The organism is Mesorhizobium sp. YL-MeA3-2017 (assembly GCF_030814575.1).
Classification (GTDB): domain Bacteria; phylum Pseudomonadota; class Alphaproteobacteria; order Rhizobiales; family Rhizobiaceae; genus Mesorhizobium; species Mesorhizobium terrae.
Genome location: NZ_JAUSVH010000001.1, coordinates 3539328 through 3555412 on the forward strand (window position 1 = coordinate 3539328; position 16085 = coordinate 3555412).

Below are 16085 nucleotides of genomic sequence, written 5' to 3' on the forward strand. Positions count from 1 at the left end.
CTATTCCGCCGCAGGTGCCAGCGGCTTCACCCTTGCCATCATCGTGCGCAGCGCCGCCGGCTTCACCGGCTTGTTGATCACTGGCACGTCGAGTTCGGCGGCCGCCATGCGCACCTCGCTGGTGCGGTCGGCCGTCACCAGAACCGCCGGTATCGCCTCGCGATAGTGCCGGCGCAGATGGGCGACGACATCCAGGCCCGTTTCCCCATCAAGGTGATAGTCGGCGAGGATCAGGTCGGGTTGCGCCAGCGCGCTGGCCCTTGCCTTGAAATCGGCGGAGCCCTGCAAGGTCGTTGCCGTGCATCCCCAACCCTCGATCAGCAGCCGCATGCCTTCCAGGATGCGGGTGTCGTTGTCGATGCAGACGACTGAGAGGCCGGCAAGTGTCGAACCGAGACGCGCCGCCATGCGGGGCCTGGCTTCGGGTGCCGCTTCCGCGGCTGCGGCCACCGGCATGACGACGGAGAATCGCGTGCCTCTGCCCTGGTTGGAAAAAAGCCTGATCTCCAGCCTGAGCACGCGGGCGATGCGGTCGACGATGGACAGCCCGAGGCCGAGCCCCTGCGCCTCGCGCGCGCCTTCGTCCAGCCGGGTGAATTCGTGGAAGACGGTGTTCAATTTGTCGCCGGCAATGCCGATGCCGGTGTCGATCACCTGCAGCTCGAGCAACTCGCCGCGCCGCCGCACGCCGACCAGTATGTGGCCCTTGCGCGTGTATTTGATGGCGTTCGACACCAGGTTCTGGATGAGCCGCCTGAGCAGGTTGCGGTCGGTCGTCACCGACAGCGACGAGGGCACGATGGTCAGTTTCAGGCGTTTTTCTGCGGCGAGCGGTTTGAAGTCTGTGCCGACCTGTCGAAGCAGGCCGTCGAGGCGGAAGGTCGTCTCTTCCGGCTTCATGGCGCCGGCATCCAGCCGCGAGATGTCGAGCACGGCGCCCAGAATGGTCTCCACCGATTCCAGCGAGGATTCGATGTTGATCGCCGCTTGTCCGCTTGCGCCCTTGCCGGCCTTCTCGATCAGCGAAGCGCAATAGAGGCGGGCGGCATTGAGCGGCTGCAGGATGTCGTGGCCGGCGGCGGCCAGGAACCGTGTCTTGCCGAGATTGGCCTCCTCGGCCAGCATCTGCGCCTGCGCCAGTTCTTCGTTGACCCGGGTAAGTTCGGCAGTGCGGCTTTTAACGCGCTGTTCCAGCGATTCATTGGCGCGTTTGAGCGCCAGATCCGCCTCGACGCGCGCGGATATGTCGGCATAGGTGGCGACCAGGCCGCCATCCGGCATCGGGTTCGACCGCAGCTCCAGGATGCGGCCGCTGGTTTTGAGTTCGAGCTGCCACGGGCCGACAAAACTGGCCAGCCGGTCGAGCACGGCAAGCCCGGTTTCGGGCGAAATATCGCCCCGTTCGGCCAGATGACCGAGGATACGGTCGAGCGACACGCCAACCTGGCCCATGTCGTCGGGCAGATCGAACAGGGACCGATACTGGCGGTTCCAGCAGATCAGCCGGAAGTCCCGGTCGAAGACGGTGATGCCCTGTTCCATCTGGTCCAGCGCGATCTGCAGAAGGTCGCGGTTGTGTTGCAGGGCCTCGGTGGCATCGTCGAGCAGCCGGAAGGCATCGCGGGACTCGCGGTCGTTGCGGCGGAACAGCAGCGACAGCACCAGCCTGGCCGAGGACGAACCGACGGCGCTGGCCAGAAGCTGCTCGGAAAAACGGATCGTCTCCATGCTGGCCTGTTCGTTGCCATGCAGGGAAATGCCCTGGTCCCGTTCGAAGGTCTGGAACGAACGTTCGGTGCGTTCGACCCCGAGGTAACGGCCGATCGTGTCCTTCAGGTCGTTGACGGTGGTGGCGGTGCGAAAGCGACGCAGGCTGGGCTTCGGGCTCGTGTCGCGCGGCACGAAGATCGCGGCCTGGATGCGCTCAAGCGGAACCGAGGCGCGCGACAGCGAGCCGAACACGAAGAACAGGGCATTGATGGCCAGGCTCCACATGACGCCGTGGTTGAGCGGTTCGGCAATCGTGCCGAACAGCGCCTGCGGTCGCAGCGCCTGGATGCCGAACAGGCCCTGCGCGACGATGGTGTTGTCGGGTGCCGCGATCGAGGGAAACAAGAGCGTGAAGGCCCATATGGCAATGCCCGCCACCATGCCGAGCGCGGCACCCCGTCCGTTGGCGCGGCGCCATATCAAACCTCCGATCAAAGCCGGCGCGAATTGCGCGATCGCCGCGAAGGACATCAGGCCGATGGAGGAGAGCCGCGCGCTGTCGGTGGAGGCGCGATAGTAGAGGAAGGCGATGAACAGCACGATGAAGATCGAGGCGCGGCGCACATTGAGGATCAGCGTCGACCAGTCCTCGTTTTCCGAGGCACTGTTCTTCAGCACGCGGCGCACGAACAGTGGGATGACGAGATCGTTGGAGATCATGATCGCCAGCGCGACGCATTCCACGATGACCATGGCGGTGGCGGCCGAGAGCCCGCCGATGAAGGCGGCCATCGCCAACCCGTCATGACCGCTGAGCAGCGGCAGCGACAAAACGTAGAGGTCGCTTGAGGTGCGGCCGCCGACAAAGCTCAGCCCGGCAAAGGCGATCGGCAGCACGAACAGGTTGATGGCGATCAGGTAGAGCGGGAAGACCCATGTCGCCGTGCGCAGTTCGCGCTCGCTGCGGTTCTCGACGATCATCACATAGAACTGGCGCGGCAGCATGACGATGGCGAAGGCGCTGAGACCGGTCAGCACCAGCCATGTGGCCAGCGACGTGCCGTAGCCCATGGCATCCTTGACCTTCGGCGTCGCCGCGAACTGGCTGAACATGTCTCCCGGTCCACCGAAGATCAGGAAGGTGACCATCAGGCCGATCGCCAGGAAAGCGGCGAGCTTGACCACCGATTCCACCGCCACGGCCAGCACCAGCCCGTCCTGATGTTCGGTGGCGTCGGCGTGGCGGGTGCCGAACAGCACGGCGAACACCGCCAGAAGCATCGCCACGATCAGCGAGATGTCTGAAACGAAGGGGTCGAAGGAGAGCGGCGAGCCGGAATAATGCTCGACCATCAGGTTGACCGAACCGGAGATCGCCTTTAGCTGCAGGGCGATATAGGGCACGGCTCCGACTGTCGCGATCAGCGTGGCGATGGCAGCGACGGTGAAACTCTTGCCATAGCGCGCGCCAAGGAAGTCAGCCACCGAGGTGATCTTCTCGGCCTTGGCCAGGCGCACGATGCGCGACAGGAGCGGAAACCCGAAGACGAAAAGCAGGATCGGGCCGATATAGATGCCGAGGAATTCCAGCCCCCGTTCCGACGACAGGCCGACCGAGCCGAAGAAGGTCCAGGACGTGCAGTAGATGGCGAGGCTGAGCGCATAGATGAACGGCCGCGGCCGCCCCGGGCCCGCCGCGATCGAGCGCCGGTCGCCGAGGCTGGCGATCCCGAACAGGAGCGTCACATAGGCAAGCGCTATGATGACGATGAACCAGCCCTGCACGCCGGGTCCTCCTCCCATATTGCGTTGCTCTTCCCGATCGAGGCAATCACAGCTTCCAGGCCAAGTCCATCACGACATTGGGCGCAGCCGGGAAGCCGTGGAGATGCCGACGGCCGCGCAGTGCGGTGCGCGTCACTTCGCGTTTTTCGCCTGTGCAACCTGAGGTTTTTGCTGTTGTATGCTCGAATCGGGACAGGGGACCGATAGTCCGCTGTGGAAGCAGCCTGCGCGACGAAGAGGGAAAAGATGCTGAAAGAGTTTCAGGAATTTATCTCCAAAGGCAATGTGATGGATCTGGCGGTCGGCGTCATCATCGGCGCTGCCTTCGGTAAGATCGTCGACTCGTTGGTCAACGACATCATCATGCCGATCGTCGGTGCCATCTTCGGTGGCCTCGATTTCAACAACTACTTCTTCGGTCTGTCGTCGGCGGTTACCGCGGTGACGTTGGCCGAAGCCAAGAAACAGGGCGCCGTGTTTGCCTACGGCTCCTTCATCACCGTGGTGCTCAATTTCCTGATCCTGGCCTGGATCATCTTCATCATGGTCAAGGCCGTGAACAATATGCGCAAGCGCCTGGAAAAGGAAAAGCCGGCCCCGGCTCCGGCTGCACCGCCGGCCGATGTGGCATTGCTCACCGAAATTCGCGACCTGCTCGCCAAGAAGTAGCTTTTCGCCCATCTGGACCAAGAACCCGGTCGCTTGCGGCCGGGTTTTTCTGTTTTCGGCCTTTGGGAAACGCGATAGCACTCGCCGGCAGGAAAACACGGAACCTGCCATGGACATGGTCGAGAATTTGCGCGCCGAGGCGCGCGCCGCTCCCGAAAGCGGCATTGTCGCGGTGATGAACCACGGGCGCGGTCGCGACGGGATGATCCCGCTCTGGGCCGGCGAGGGCGACCAGCCGACACCGGCCTTCATTTCCGAGGCGGCCAGCCGCGCGCTTGTCGGCGGCGAGACCTTCTACACCTGGCAGAAGGGCATACCGGAGGTTCGGCAGGCGCTGTCCCGCTATTACGGGCGCCATTTCGGCAAGAGCTTCACGCCGGAGGAATTCATCCTGACCGGATCCGGCATGCATGCCATCCAGCTTGCTCTCGACGCTGTTGCCGGCGCCGGCGACGAAGTGATCTATCTGTCGCCCGCCTGGCCGAATTTTGCCGCCGCCGCGGGTATCGGCGGCGCCGTGCCGGTGCCGGTCGTGCTCGACCTCACCGACAATGGCTGGGTCTGCGATGTCGACAAGATCGCGGCGGCGATCACGCCGCGCACCAGGGCGCTGTTCGTCAACACGCCGTCCAACCCGACCGGCTGGACCGCCGACCGCGAGACCTTGCAGGCGATCCTCGACCTGGCCCGTGCCAGGAACCTGTGGATCGTCGCCGACGAGATCTATTCGCAGTTCCATTATGACGGCGGCCGGGCCGCCTCCTTCATCGACATCATGGCCGATGAGGACCGCATCCTGTTCGTCAACAGCTTCTCCAAGAACTGGTCGATGACCGGCTGGCGCGTCGGCTGGATCAAGACGCATCCGTCGTTGCAGCAGGTGTTCGAGAACCTGATCCAGTATTCGACCTCGGGCGTGGCGCAATTCATGCAGCGCGGAGCCGTCGCCGCCCTCGACGAGGGCGACGCCTTTGTCGCCGGTCAGGTCGCGCATGCGCGCCAGGCACGCGATCTCGTCTGCGGCATCCTCGGCCGGTCGGGCCGGGCGCGTTTCGCCGTGCCGCCAGGCGCCTTCTATCTGCTCTTTTCCATCGACGGCCTTGTCGATTCGCGCGCCGCCGCCTTCGACATCGTCGACCATGCCAATGTCGGTCTGGCGCCGGGCACCGCCTTCGGTCCGGGCGGCGAACAGTTCCTCAGATTGTGCTTCCTGCGCCGTCTCGACCAGCTCGAGGAGGCTGCAACGCGCGTCGCGGACTGGATGCAGCGCTTGTAATTTCGCGCAAGATTGTTACGAGCCTGTGAGAAGGTGATATTTGCCGCTCCTGACCGGACGGCTTGAGGAAAGTACGCCAGATGACAGTAAAGCCGCGCATTGCTTTGATCCCGCATGCATCGCCGACATCGCCGGCCGCCCGTGCCGCGCTGATGGAGAATCCAGGTTTCGGCAAGGTGTTCTCCGACCACATGGTCACCATCACCTGGAGCGTCGAGCGCGGCTGGCACGATGGCGCGGTCAAGGCGCGGGCGCCTTTCGCCATCGATCCGGCGGCGGCCGTGCTGCACTACGCCCAGGAAATCTTCGAGGGCATGAAGGCCTACCGCACCAAGGACGGGTTGGCGCTTTTCCGCCCCGAGGAGAATGCACGCCGCCTGAACCTGTCGGCCGAGCGCATGGCGATGCCGCCTATCCCGGAAGACCTGTTCATCGAGGCCGTCGAGACGCTGGTGCGCATCGACGCCGACTGGGTGCCCGAGGGCGATGGCAGCCTCTATCTGCGGCCCTTCATGTTCGCCAGCGAGGCATTCCTCGGCGTTCGCCCGGCCAGCGAATACATCTTCTGCGTCATCGCCTCGCCGGTCGGCGCCTATTTCAAGGGTGGCTACAAGGCAGTGACGGTCTGGGTGTCGGACGACTACACCCGCGCCGCGCCGGGTGGTACAGGTGCCGCCAAATGCGGCGGCAACTATGCCGCCAGCCTGATCGCCCAGGCCGAGGCCACCCGCAATGGCTGCGACCAGGTCGTCTTCCTCGACGCCGCCGAGCGCCGCTGGATCGAGGAACTCGGCGGCATGAACGTCTTCTTCGTCATGGACGACAAGCGTATCGTCACACCGCCATTGGGCACGATCCTGCCCGGCATCACGCGCGCCTCCATCATGAAGCTCGCCGCAGAGGCCGGCTACACGGTCGAGGAGCGCCTCTACGGCTTCGACGAATGGCAGGCCGACGCCAAGAGCGGCAAGCTGCGCGAAGCGTTTGCTTGCGGCACCGCGGCCGTCATCGCCGGCATCGGCACCGTGAAGTTCAGGGACGGCTCGTTTGCCATCGGCAACAGCGGCGACGGCGAGGTCACCTCGCAGTTGCGCGCCAAGCTGGTCGGCGTGCAGCGCGGCACCGTCAAGGACGACCACGGCTGGGTGCGCAAGATCTAGGGTTCCCGCGCCGGCGGCTCGTTGCCGTTGCCTTTCCCTTGAGGCTCCGTAATATCCAGGTGGATATGACGGAGCCTTTTGCATGAGATCTGCCCGCGCTTTTCTGGCCTTCCTCATCGTGCTGGCCGTGCCATCCTGGGCACGTGCGGGAGATGGTGGCATCGCCATTTCGGGCGTCGGTATCACCTCCGCCACACTGACCCCGGCCGATCTCGCGAAATTTCCGGCGACGGAAATGGACGTCTCGTTCATGACCAAGAACGGGGTGGAGAAAGGGCACTACAAGGGCGTGCTTTTGTGGTCCTTGCTGCAGGAAAAGGGCCTGTCCAAGCTCAGCCAGAACCACCACGAAGACCTGCAACATACGTTCCTGGTGACCGCCGAAGACGGCTACCGCATCGCTTTCTCGATCGGTGAGATCGCGCCGGATTTCGGCAATCGGGCGATCCTGATCGCCACCGAGCGCGACGGCAAGCCGCTGGCGCCGGACGAAGGGCTTCGGCTGGTCGTGCCGGGCGATGCGCGTGGCGCCAGAAGCGTCAAGAGCGTGGTCTCGATCGAGGTGAAGTAGGCGGGGCGCAGTGCCTCGTCAGGGCGCCAGGCGCACGGTGATCGTAGCGCCGGGGGCTGACAGTTGTCGCGCCAGCGACTGCGCCTCGGTTGCAGTGTCGACGCTGATCATGACGCTGCCGCCCATGATCGGCTCTCTTATGACCGGCTCCGAGATCACCTTGCCGTCGACGACGAGCTGCGTTTGCCGTCCGACTGAGGCGGTCGTGAAATCCCGGAAAGCACCGGCGCTGTCCGGTGTCATATCGATTTTGACTGCGGCTCCGTAGCTGACTGAGTCCGTCACCACTTCGGCTTTCGCGATCTTGAGCGAGACCGGAGCAACGGCTTTGGCCGGCTCGGCTGCGCTTTGTTGTTCGGCCGGCGCAGCGGGCTTTGCCTCGCTGCCGGTTTTTTCCAGATCGGAAGGCCGGGACGCGGGTTGTTCCAACGGACTGATCGCTTGGGCCGACACGCTCTTGGCATTCCATGCCGGCGGCTCGGGCAGGGTCGGCGATTGGTCGTCGCGCCAGATATGCGTGACGATGGTGAGCTTCGTGCCGCCTGTGTCCACGGTCACGCTATCCAGCGCCTCCACGGTCGAACCGTCTTGCAGCGACATGACGAGCGTCAGGTCGCGCGATTTTTGGGAGCTTTGCACCCGCGCCATCTGTTCGTCCGTCAGCTGCTTTGATCGTTCGGCGAAGGCGGCGATCATCTTTTCGATCCGCGCTTTCATGGCCGAATGCAGGGCCGTCGCATCGAAACTCTGTTTCATGCTGAAAGTGGCCGTGCGCCTTGCGCTGTCGGTCGTTTCGAACTTCCACGCCGATGTCGCGGGAACGAGTGTGTCTCCCATGCTTTCGTCGCTTTTCGCGGTCCAGGTGCTGCCGACCTCGGTGGTGCCCTCCTGCGTGGCCTGTCCCAGGCTGAGAACGATGACCTCGGGGAGAAGGACGTCAACGACCTTCAGCGGATTGTCCTTGACCGCCTGAAGCATCTGGCTGGCAACGCTGTCGGCCGGCAGTGTCGTGCCGGCTGCCCCCGGAGCGGCGATGAGGCTTTCCATATGGGCGATGATCTGGTCGGCTCCCGTCAACGCGGTCGGATAGCCGGTCAGATCCATGTCGAGATCCAGCTGCTGCACGCCATAGGCAGCCAGCGAATTCCGAAGCTGGGTATTCATCGCATAGGAATCCGCCGCGCCCGCAGTTCCCGGCGGCAGATCGGCGGAAAGGCTCCATCGGACGCGCATCGCCTTGTCGTCGCGCGAGAGAACGACCAGCTGATGGCGGAAGTCTCCGCGCATCACCACCGAAGACGCTTCCGGTTTGTCGAACCAGAGCGACATGTCGGTCTCGGTCGTCTTCTGAATACGGTAGCCATGCTCGGCACCGACCGCCGGCTGATATGCGGGGATCGTGACGCTTTCCGCTGCCCGTATCGGGCCAACGGGGGTGAGGCCGAAGCAGCAGGCCAGCGCAAGAGTGAACGGGCTGGGCAAGCCGAATCCGGATTTGCGGCGTCGATGAATGGCGCGGACTGGCATGCGATATATCCGGTCAAAAGCCCCGGTCGAGACCTGACACGTCAATCTCCGGCTGTCCACACCGCATGCGGGAATGAACGAAAACTATTTCCGGCTAGCACCTGCACACAGCCGGGGTCGTCGCTTAAGGAAGAAGCTGCCGTCAGCCGCCGGACTTGGGCACCAGCAGCGAAACGATGCGCTCGTTTTCGGTGACGGACGGACGGCCAGCGGCGCCGTAGGGGATGCCGAGGGCATCCCAGGTCTCGACCAGCGCTGCTTGCAGTTCCGCGATCAGCTCGTCCGAATGGAACGGCGTCGGCGTGATGCGCAGCCGCTCGGTGCCGCGCGGCACGGTCGGGTAGTTGATCGGCTGGATGTAGATGCCATGCACGCCGAGCAGGCGGTCGCTGGCCATCTTGCAGAGTTCCGGATCGCCGACCAGGACCGGCACGATATGGGTGGCGGAGTTCATTACCGGCAGGCCGGCATCGGCCAGCACCTGCTTGGTGCGCTCGGCCTGACGCTTCTGCGCGTCGCGTTCGGTCTGCGAATTCTTCAGATGGCGGATGGATGTCGTGGTGGCCGCCGCGAGCGCCGGCGGTAGCGCGGTGGTGAAGATGAAGCCCGGCGCGTAGGAGCGCACGGCATCGATGACCGCCTTGTTGCCGCTGATGTAGCCGCCCAGCGTGCCGAACGCCTTGGCCAACGTGCCCTCGATGATGTCGATGCGGTCGGCCAGGCCCTCGCGCTCGGTGATGCCGCCGCCGCGCGGACCGTACATGCCCACGGCATGGACCTCGTCGATATAGGTCATGGCGTTGTATTTGTCGGCGAGGTCGGCGATCGCTTCGATCGGCGCGATGTCGCCGTCCATCGAATAAACGCTTTCGAAGACGATCAGCTTGGCGCGTTCGCGCCCGGCCGCCTGCAGCAGGCTCTCCAGATGCGCGACGTCGTTGTGGCGGAAGATCTTCTTTTCTGCGCCGGAGCGACGCACGCCCTCGATCATCGAGGCATGGTTGAGCTCGTCCGAGATGATCAGGCAGTTCGGCAGCAGCCGCGCGATGGTCGAGATCGACGCCTCGTTGGACACGAAACCGGAGGTGAAGACCAGCGCCGCCTCCTTGGCGTGCAGGTCGGCGAGTTCAAGCTCGAGCTCGACCAGCGGGTGATTGGTGCCGGAAATGTTGCGGGTGCCGCCGGCGCCCGAGCCCATGCGGCCGGCCGCTTCCTGGAAGGAGGCGATCACGTCGGGATGCTGGCCCATGCCGAGATAGTCGTTCGAGCACCATACGGTGATTTCCTCGGCGCGGCCGTTGGAGCGCCAGATAGCGCGCGGAAATTTGCCGGCGATGCGCTCCAGGTCGGCGAAAACCCGGTAGCGGCGCTCCGCGTGGAGCTGGTCGATCGCTTCCTCGAAGAACCGCTGATAGTTCATCTTTGCTTCCCAATTTGCGTCCGGATCATAGTCATCGGCCCGTCTGACGTCCATGGACCAGCTTTGGTCAAAATGCCACGCCCTGAACCAAGTCCAACGAACACAAAGCGTTGCCTATTCCCTTGATGTGGATCAATATTGCGGTGAGGCGAAACCAAGCATCTACGATCATCCAGATTGCTTTTTAAGGCTTTCCCGTTAGCGTCGGCAACGATGCCGCACATGAGACTGTTTCGCGCAATCTTGAAGGGAGTGGCCGAATGGCGGTGTTGGTGACCGGTGGCGCCGGCTACATCGGCAGCCACATGGTGTGGGAGCTGCTGGATTCCGGCGAGGAAGACGTCGTCGTCATCGACCGCCTGTCCACCGGTTTCGACTGGGCGGTGGCCCCGGAGGCGAAATTTGTCGTCGGCGACGTTGCCGACAAGGAACTGGTCGGTGCGCTGATCCGCGAGCATGGCATTGACGCCATCATCCATTTCGCCGGCTCCATCGTGGTTCCGGAATCGGTCGCCGATCCGCTGGCCTATTATGAGAACAACACCTCCAAGACACGCACGCTGATCGAAACGGCGGTGCGGGCCGGCGTGTCCAACTTCATCTTCTCGTCCACGGCGGCCGTCTATGGCAGCGCCGGGCTGGAGCCGGTGGTCGAGGATGCGGGCACCGTACCGGAATCGCCCTATGGCCGCTCCAAGCTGATGAGCGAGTGGATGTTGCGCGATGCCGCCGCCGCCCATGGCTTGCGCTACACGGCACTGCGTTACTTCAACGTCGCCGGCGCCGATCCCAAGGGCCGCACCGGCCAGTCGACGCCGGGCGCCACCCACCTCATCAAGGTCGCCAGCGAGACGGCACTCGGCAAACGCGCCGCCATGCAGGTGTTCGGAACCGACTATCCGACGCCCGACGGCACCTGCATGCGCGACTATATCCATGTCAGCGATCTGGCCGCCGCGCACCGGCTGGCGCTGCAAAGGCTGCGCGCCGGCGGCGGCAATCTGGTCGCCAATTGCGGTTACGGCCACGGCTATTCCGTGCTTGAGGTGATCGATGCCGTGCGCCGCGCCTGCGGGCACGATTTCGCCGTCAATCTCGGCCCGCGTAGGCCCGGCGACGCCGCCGCGATTGTCGCCAATTCCGACCGGGCTCGTGGCGAGCTCGGTTGGGTGCCACGTCGCGACGATCTCGACCTGATCGTTGGCGATGCGCTGGAGTGGGAACGCATTCTCGCCAGGAAAAACTCCGCGCGCGGCTGAAGTTCGCCATTCTCCGGCCTGGCCCAGCGTATCGAGGCTCGAAACGCCAGCCGATTGCGGTTATGAGAACGCCGACGCGGCTGGGGGCTGGTCGCATTCGTCATCGCGTTGAGGGGGCGGCATTGAAGATTTTGGTTCTCGGCGCGGGCGTCGTCGGCACGGCGGCGGCCTATTCTCTCGCCAAGGATGGGCATGAAGTGACGGTCGTCGAACGCCACGAGATCGCGGCGCGGGGCACCAGCTATTCCAATGCCGGCCTGGTTTCGCCGGGCGATGCCACCGCCTGGGCCTCCCCGACGGCGCTGAGGACGTTCCTGCGCGCGCTGTACAACCATGATCTCGGCATCAAGGTCAGGCTGCGCTTCGATCCCTATTTCCTGGCCTGGAGCATGCGTTTCCTCAGGCAGTGCACGCAGGAGCGCCTGCGCGCCAACACGGCGGTCAAGCTCAGGCTCGCGCTCTATTCGCGCGACTGCATCAACGCCATTTCGGACGAGACCGGCATCGGCTACGACGAGCGCCGCAAGGGCATTCTCTATTTCTTCCGCTCGCAGCAGAGCCTCGATACAGGCACCGACAATTACCGATTCCTCGCCGAGCACGGCCTGCCGATCGAGATCGTCGATCGCAATAGGCTCGTCGAGCTTGAGCCCGGGCTTGCCGGCGCCAAGGACAAGATCGCCGGCGGCGTCTATTCGCCGATCGACCAGACCGGCGATTCCAGGCAGTTCGTCGAGCGGCTCGCCGCCTATTGCGCTGAAAAGCTCGGCGTGACGTTCCGCTATGGCACTGCCGTTGAGGGACTGGACATCGAGGGCGACGCCGTGCGCCGGGTGATGACGTCGGCCGGCCCGCTTTCGGCCGATGCCGTCGTCATCTCGATGGGCCCGGAGAGCGGCCTGCTCGGCCGTCGCTACGGCATCGATCTGCCCGTCTACCCGGTCAAGGGTTACACCGCGACATTGCCGCTGGAGGACGAGAACAAGGGGCCGACCATGGGCGGTGCCGACGAGGATCAGCTGATCGCCTATTCGCGCCTCGGCAACCGGCTGCGGCTCGCCTCGACGGCCGAGTTCACCGGTTTCGACCGTTCCTATCGCCCCAGCGACTATGCCGCCATGTTCAGGACGGCGAAGGACCTGTTCCCTGGCGCCTTCGACGAGAAGAAGGCCGAGTTGTGGGCCGGCCTGCGGCCGATGATGCCGAACTCAGTCCCGGTCATCGGTCGTGCGAAATACCGCAACCTTTATCTCGACACCGGTCATGGCCATGTCGGCTGGACCATGGCCTGCGGCTCGGGCCGCTTCCTGGCCGATCTGGTTGCCGGCCGCAAACCCGAGATCGACCCGCAGGGGCTTGTCTACAAGGGCTAGGCGGGAACGGTGCTGCGAGCGCGGGCATCGCGATGCGGAGCCACCTGGCGGAAGAGTTCGCCATCCAAACCGGTTGAGAACTCATGGATTGCCCAGCCTTCACCTCGACTTCCCGGTTTTGCCGGGAAATGATCGCTGCCTGAGCAGTTTCAGCAAAGGCGCGCGGCGATTTTGCGTCCGGAATTGTGCGAAAACAAAGCGCTCGAGCGCTTCGAGGGAAGCCGAGAGGCTCTGACGGTTGGGGGTATGATGCGGCGCTTCTTGAAGTTCATTCTCCCGGCATTGGTGGTGCTGCTCGCCGTCGGGCTCGGCTTTTTCTTCTTCGTGCTGCCGGCCCGCGTCGAACAGGCGATGAACCGCGTCATCAACCCGCCGCCCTATGCGGCTTCGGACAAGGCCAAGGCGCTGCATGAGACGCTCATCATCGCCGATCTGCACGCGGACCCGCTGCTGTGGGGGCGCGATCTGCTGGCGCGTGGCACACGCGGTCAGGTCGATATACCGAGGCTGGAGGACGGCAACGTTGCCCTGCAGGTGTTCGCCGTGGTCAGCAAGTCGCCGCGTGGCCAGAACATCGAGCACAATGACGGCTCGACCGACAACATCACGCTGCTTGCGATAGGCCAGCGCTGGCCGCTTTCGGCTATCCTCAGCCTCAAGCAGCGCGCGCTTTACCAGGCCGCCAGGCTGAACGACATGGCGGCACGCTCCGACGGCCACTTCGTCGTCATCAGGACGAAGCGCGACCTGCGCCGTTTCCTGGAACGACGCAAGGTCGAGCGCGGTATCGTCGCCGGTCTGCTCGCTATCGAGGGCGCGCAGGTGCTGGAAGGCGATCCGGCCAATGTCGACGCGCTCTTCGATGCCGGGTTCCGCATGATGTCGCCTGCGCATTTCTTCGACAGCGAGATGGGTGGTTCCGCGCATGGCGTCGACAAGGGCGGCCTGACCGACAAGGGTCGCGAGATGGTCCGCCGCATGGAGGAAAAGGGCATGATCCTCGATCTCGCCCACGCCTCGTCCGCCACCATCGACGATGCGCTCGCTGTCTCGACGCGTCCCGTCGTCATCTCGCACACCGGAGTGAAGGGCACCTGCGACAACAACCGCAACCTGTCCGACGACCAACTGAAGGCGCTGGCGGCCAAGGGAGGACTGATCGGCATCGGCTACTGGGAAACCGCCGTCTGCGGCAAGGATGCAGCCGCCGTTGCCAGGGCGATCCAGCATGCAGCCGGTGTCGCCGGCATCGATCATGTCGCGCTCGGCTCGGATTTCGACGGCGCCGTCGCGATGCCGTTCGACACCACCGGACTTGTCCAGATCACCGACGCGCTGCAGTCCGCCGGTTTCAGCGACGCGGATACCGGCAAGGCGATGGGTGGCAACGAAATCCGCTTCCTGCTCGAAAATCTGCCGGACTGAGGTTCACGGCTTTCGCCGCAAACGCCTGATCGTTGTGCCGATTATTTCCCGAATATGGCGCCTTGCATCGCAGCGGTTTTGAGGCGAGTCATTGGCCCCGTCGTGAATCACCACTCTGGGGCGGGGGATCTCTGGAGAACGGTCATGCAACGAATCCGCCACGCGCTGATTTCCGTCAACCTTGTTCTTGCGCTTGCCTGCGCGCCGATAGCGCCGGCGATAGCTGCGTCGCCGGAGCCGGCGAAGGGCGAAAACGGCATGGTCGTCACGGCGCAACGCCTGGCCACCCAGGCCGGCGTGGACGTTCTGAAGAAAGGCGGCAACGCCGTCGATGCCGCGGTTGCCGTCGGCTACGCACTGGCCGTTACCTATCCGACCGCGGGCAATATCGGCGGCGGCGGCTTCATGACCATTCGTTTCAAGGACGGCAAGACGACCTTCCTCGATTTCCGCGAGCGCGCGCCGCTTGCCGCCACCAAGACCATGTATCTCGACAAGGACGGCAACCCGGTCAAGGGCGCCAGCCTCGACGGTTATCTGGCGGTCGGCGTGCCGGGTTCGGTTGCCGGTTTCGAATATGCACGCGAGAAATACGGAACCTTGCAGCGCGCGGACCTGATGGCGCCGGCAATTCGCCTGGCCGGTGACGGTTTCACGCTTGAACAGGGCGATGCCGCCTCGCTCGCCGGTGGCGCGGAAAGGCTGGCCAAGGACCCGGCCGCGGCCGCCATCTTCCTGAAACCGGACGGCAAGCCGTTCGGTGTCGGCGAAAAGCTGGTCCAGCCGAACCTCGCCGCGACCCTTTCGACTATTTCCGACAAGGGCGCCGACGCGTTCTATAAGGGCGGTATCGCCGACGCCATCGTCGCCGCCAGCAGCGGCAAGGGCGGCATCCTCGCCAAGGCCGACTTCGAGCAGTACAAGGTGCGCGAACTCGCCCCGGTGACCTGCAACTACCGTGGCTACGAGATCGTTTCCTCGCCGCCGCCAAGCTCGGGCGGCGTCATCATCTGCGAGATCCTCAACGTTCTCGAGGGCTATCCGCTTTCCTATCTCGGCCCGGGATCGGCGGATACCGCGCATCTGATGATCGAGGCGATGCGCTACGCCTATGTCGACCGCAATTCGGCGTTGGGCGACCCGGACTTTGTCCAGAACCCGGTATCGAAGCTGCTGGACAAGAACTATGCCGCCGAAATCCGCGCCAAGATCGATCCGTTCCGTGCGGGCGTCTCCAAGGACCTGATGCCGAAAGGGTTCGGCGAGAGCAAGGAGACCACGCACTATTCGATCATCGACAAGGACGGCAACGCGGTTGCGGTCACCTATACGCTGAACGGCAGTTTCGGTGCCGGCGTGGTGGCCGACGGCACCGGCATCCTGCTCAACAACGAGATGGACGATTTCACCCAGAAGCCCGGCGTGCCCAACCTCTACGGGTTGGTTCAGGGCGAGGCGAACGCCATCCAGCCGAAGAAGACGCCGCTGTCTTCGATGAGCCCGACCGTGATCGCCAAGGACGGCAAGCCGTTCATGGTCATCGGCAGTCCCGGCGGCTCGCGCATCATCACTATCACGCTCGAGGCCATTATCAACGTCATCGACCACGGCATGAACATCCAGGAGGCGATCGATGCGCCGCGCATCCACCATCAGTGGCTGCCGGACACGGTCTATGTCGAGCAGGACGGCCTGTCGCCGGATACGCTGAAGCTGCTTGCCGGCATGGGTTACAAGCTGGATGTCGCCGAGGAAGGCGAGACTTGGGGCAAAGCTGCCGGTATCCTGATCGGCGGGCGCAGCCTGGGCGAAATCCGGAAGGGTGGCGGTGCACGCTACAACGGCGCCATCGACAGCCGCGCCACGGCTGGCGAGGCGCTGGGGTATTGACGTCCCCCAGCGCCTCCACC

11 protein-coding genes are annotated in these 16085 nt (G+C 64.2%); 8 read left to right on the forward strand and 3 right to left on the reverse strand.

Features of this window, described 5'->3' with window-relative positions; genetic code table 11:
* Nucleotides 1-3495, reverse strand: coding sequence for a NahK/ErcS family hybrid sensor histidine kinase/response regulator (locus tag QFZ88_RS16965; RefSeq protein ID WP_024925998.1), 3495 nt, complete (start codon nt 3493-3495; stop codon nt 1-3).
* Nucleotides 3496-3741: 246 nt separating this feature from the next.
* On the opposite strand from QFZ88_RS16965, the gene mscL reads away from it, so the two are divergent.
* From mscL to QFZ88_RS16985, 4 genes are all read left to right on the forward strand, one after another.
* On the forward strand, nt 3742-4164 hold the full coding sequence (gene mscL / locus QFZ88_RS16970) for a large conductance mechanosensitive channel protein MscL (RefSeq protein ID WP_024925999.1): 423 nt from the start codon (nt 3742-3744) through the stop codon (nt 4162-4164).
* A 109-nt stretch (nt 4165-4273) separates the two neighbouring features.
* Nucleotides 4274-5440, forward strand: a complete 1167-nt coding sequence (locus QFZ88_RS16975; RefSeq protein WP_024926000.1) for a pyridoxal phosphate-dependent aminotransferase — start codon at nt 4274-4276, stop codon at nt 5438-5440.
* A gap of 80 nt (nt 5441-5520) precedes the next feature.
* Nucleotides 5521-6600: a branched-chain amino acid aminotransferase gene (locus tag QFZ88_RS16980; RefSeq protein WP_024926001.1), complete on the forward strand. Its 1080-nt coding sequence runs from the start codon at nt 5521-5523 to the stop codon at nt 6598-6600.
* 82 nt (nt 6601-6682) lie between these two features.
* Nucleotides 6683-7171, forward strand: a complete 489-nt coding sequence (locus tag QFZ88_RS16985) for a molybdopterin-dependent oxidoreductase (protein ID WP_024926002.1) — start codon at nt 6683-6685, stop codon at nt 7169-7171.
* An 18-nt stretch (nt 7172-7189) separates the two neighbouring features.
* Here QFZ88_RS16985 and QFZ88_RS16990 read toward each other — a convergent pair whose 3' ends face one another.
* The gene (locus tag QFZ88_RS16990) at nt 7190-8275 is read right to left on the reverse strand and encodes a SecDF P1 head subdomain-containing protein (RefSeq protein ID WP_161777454.1); all 1086 of its coding nucleotides are present in this window, start codon (nt 8273-8275) and stop codon (nt 7190-7192) included.
* A 565-nt stretch (nt 8276-8840) separates the two neighbouring features.
* Nucleotides 8841-10118, reverse strand: coding sequence for a 5-aminolevulinate synthase (gene hemA, locus QFZ88_RS16995; RefSeq protein WP_024926004.1), 1278 nt, complete (start codon nt 10116-10118; stop codon nt 8841-8843).
* Between the two features lie 260 nt (nt 10119-10378).
* On the opposite strand from hemA, the gene galE reads away from it, so the two are divergent.
* From galE to ggt, 4 genes are all read left to right on the forward strand, one after another.
* On the forward strand, nt 10379-11377 hold the full coding sequence (gene galE / locus QFZ88_RS17000; protein ID WP_024926005.1) for a UDP-glucose 4-epimerase GalE: 999 nt from the start codon (nt 10379-10381) through the stop codon (nt 11375-11377).
* A gap of 122 nt (nt 11378-11499) precedes the next feature.
* Nucleotides 11500-12750: a D-amino acid dehydrogenase gene (locus tag QFZ88_RS17005; protein ID WP_024926006.1), complete on the forward strand. Its 1251-nt coding sequence runs from the start codon at nt 11500-11502 to the stop codon at nt 12748-12750.
* A gap of 261 nt (nt 12751-13011) precedes the next feature.
* Nucleotides 13012-14175, forward strand: a complete 1164-nt coding sequence (locus tag QFZ88_RS17010) for a dipeptidase (protein ID WP_024926007.1) — start codon at nt 13012-13014, stop codon at nt 14173-14175.
* 144 nt (nt 14176-14319) lie between these two features.
* Nucleotides 14320-16065, forward strand: a complete 1746-nt coding sequence (gene ggt, locus QFZ88_RS17015; protein WP_024926008.1) for a gamma-glutamyltransferase — start codon at nt 14320-14322, stop codon at nt 16063-16065.
* Nucleotides 16066-16085: the final 20 nt, after the last annotated feature.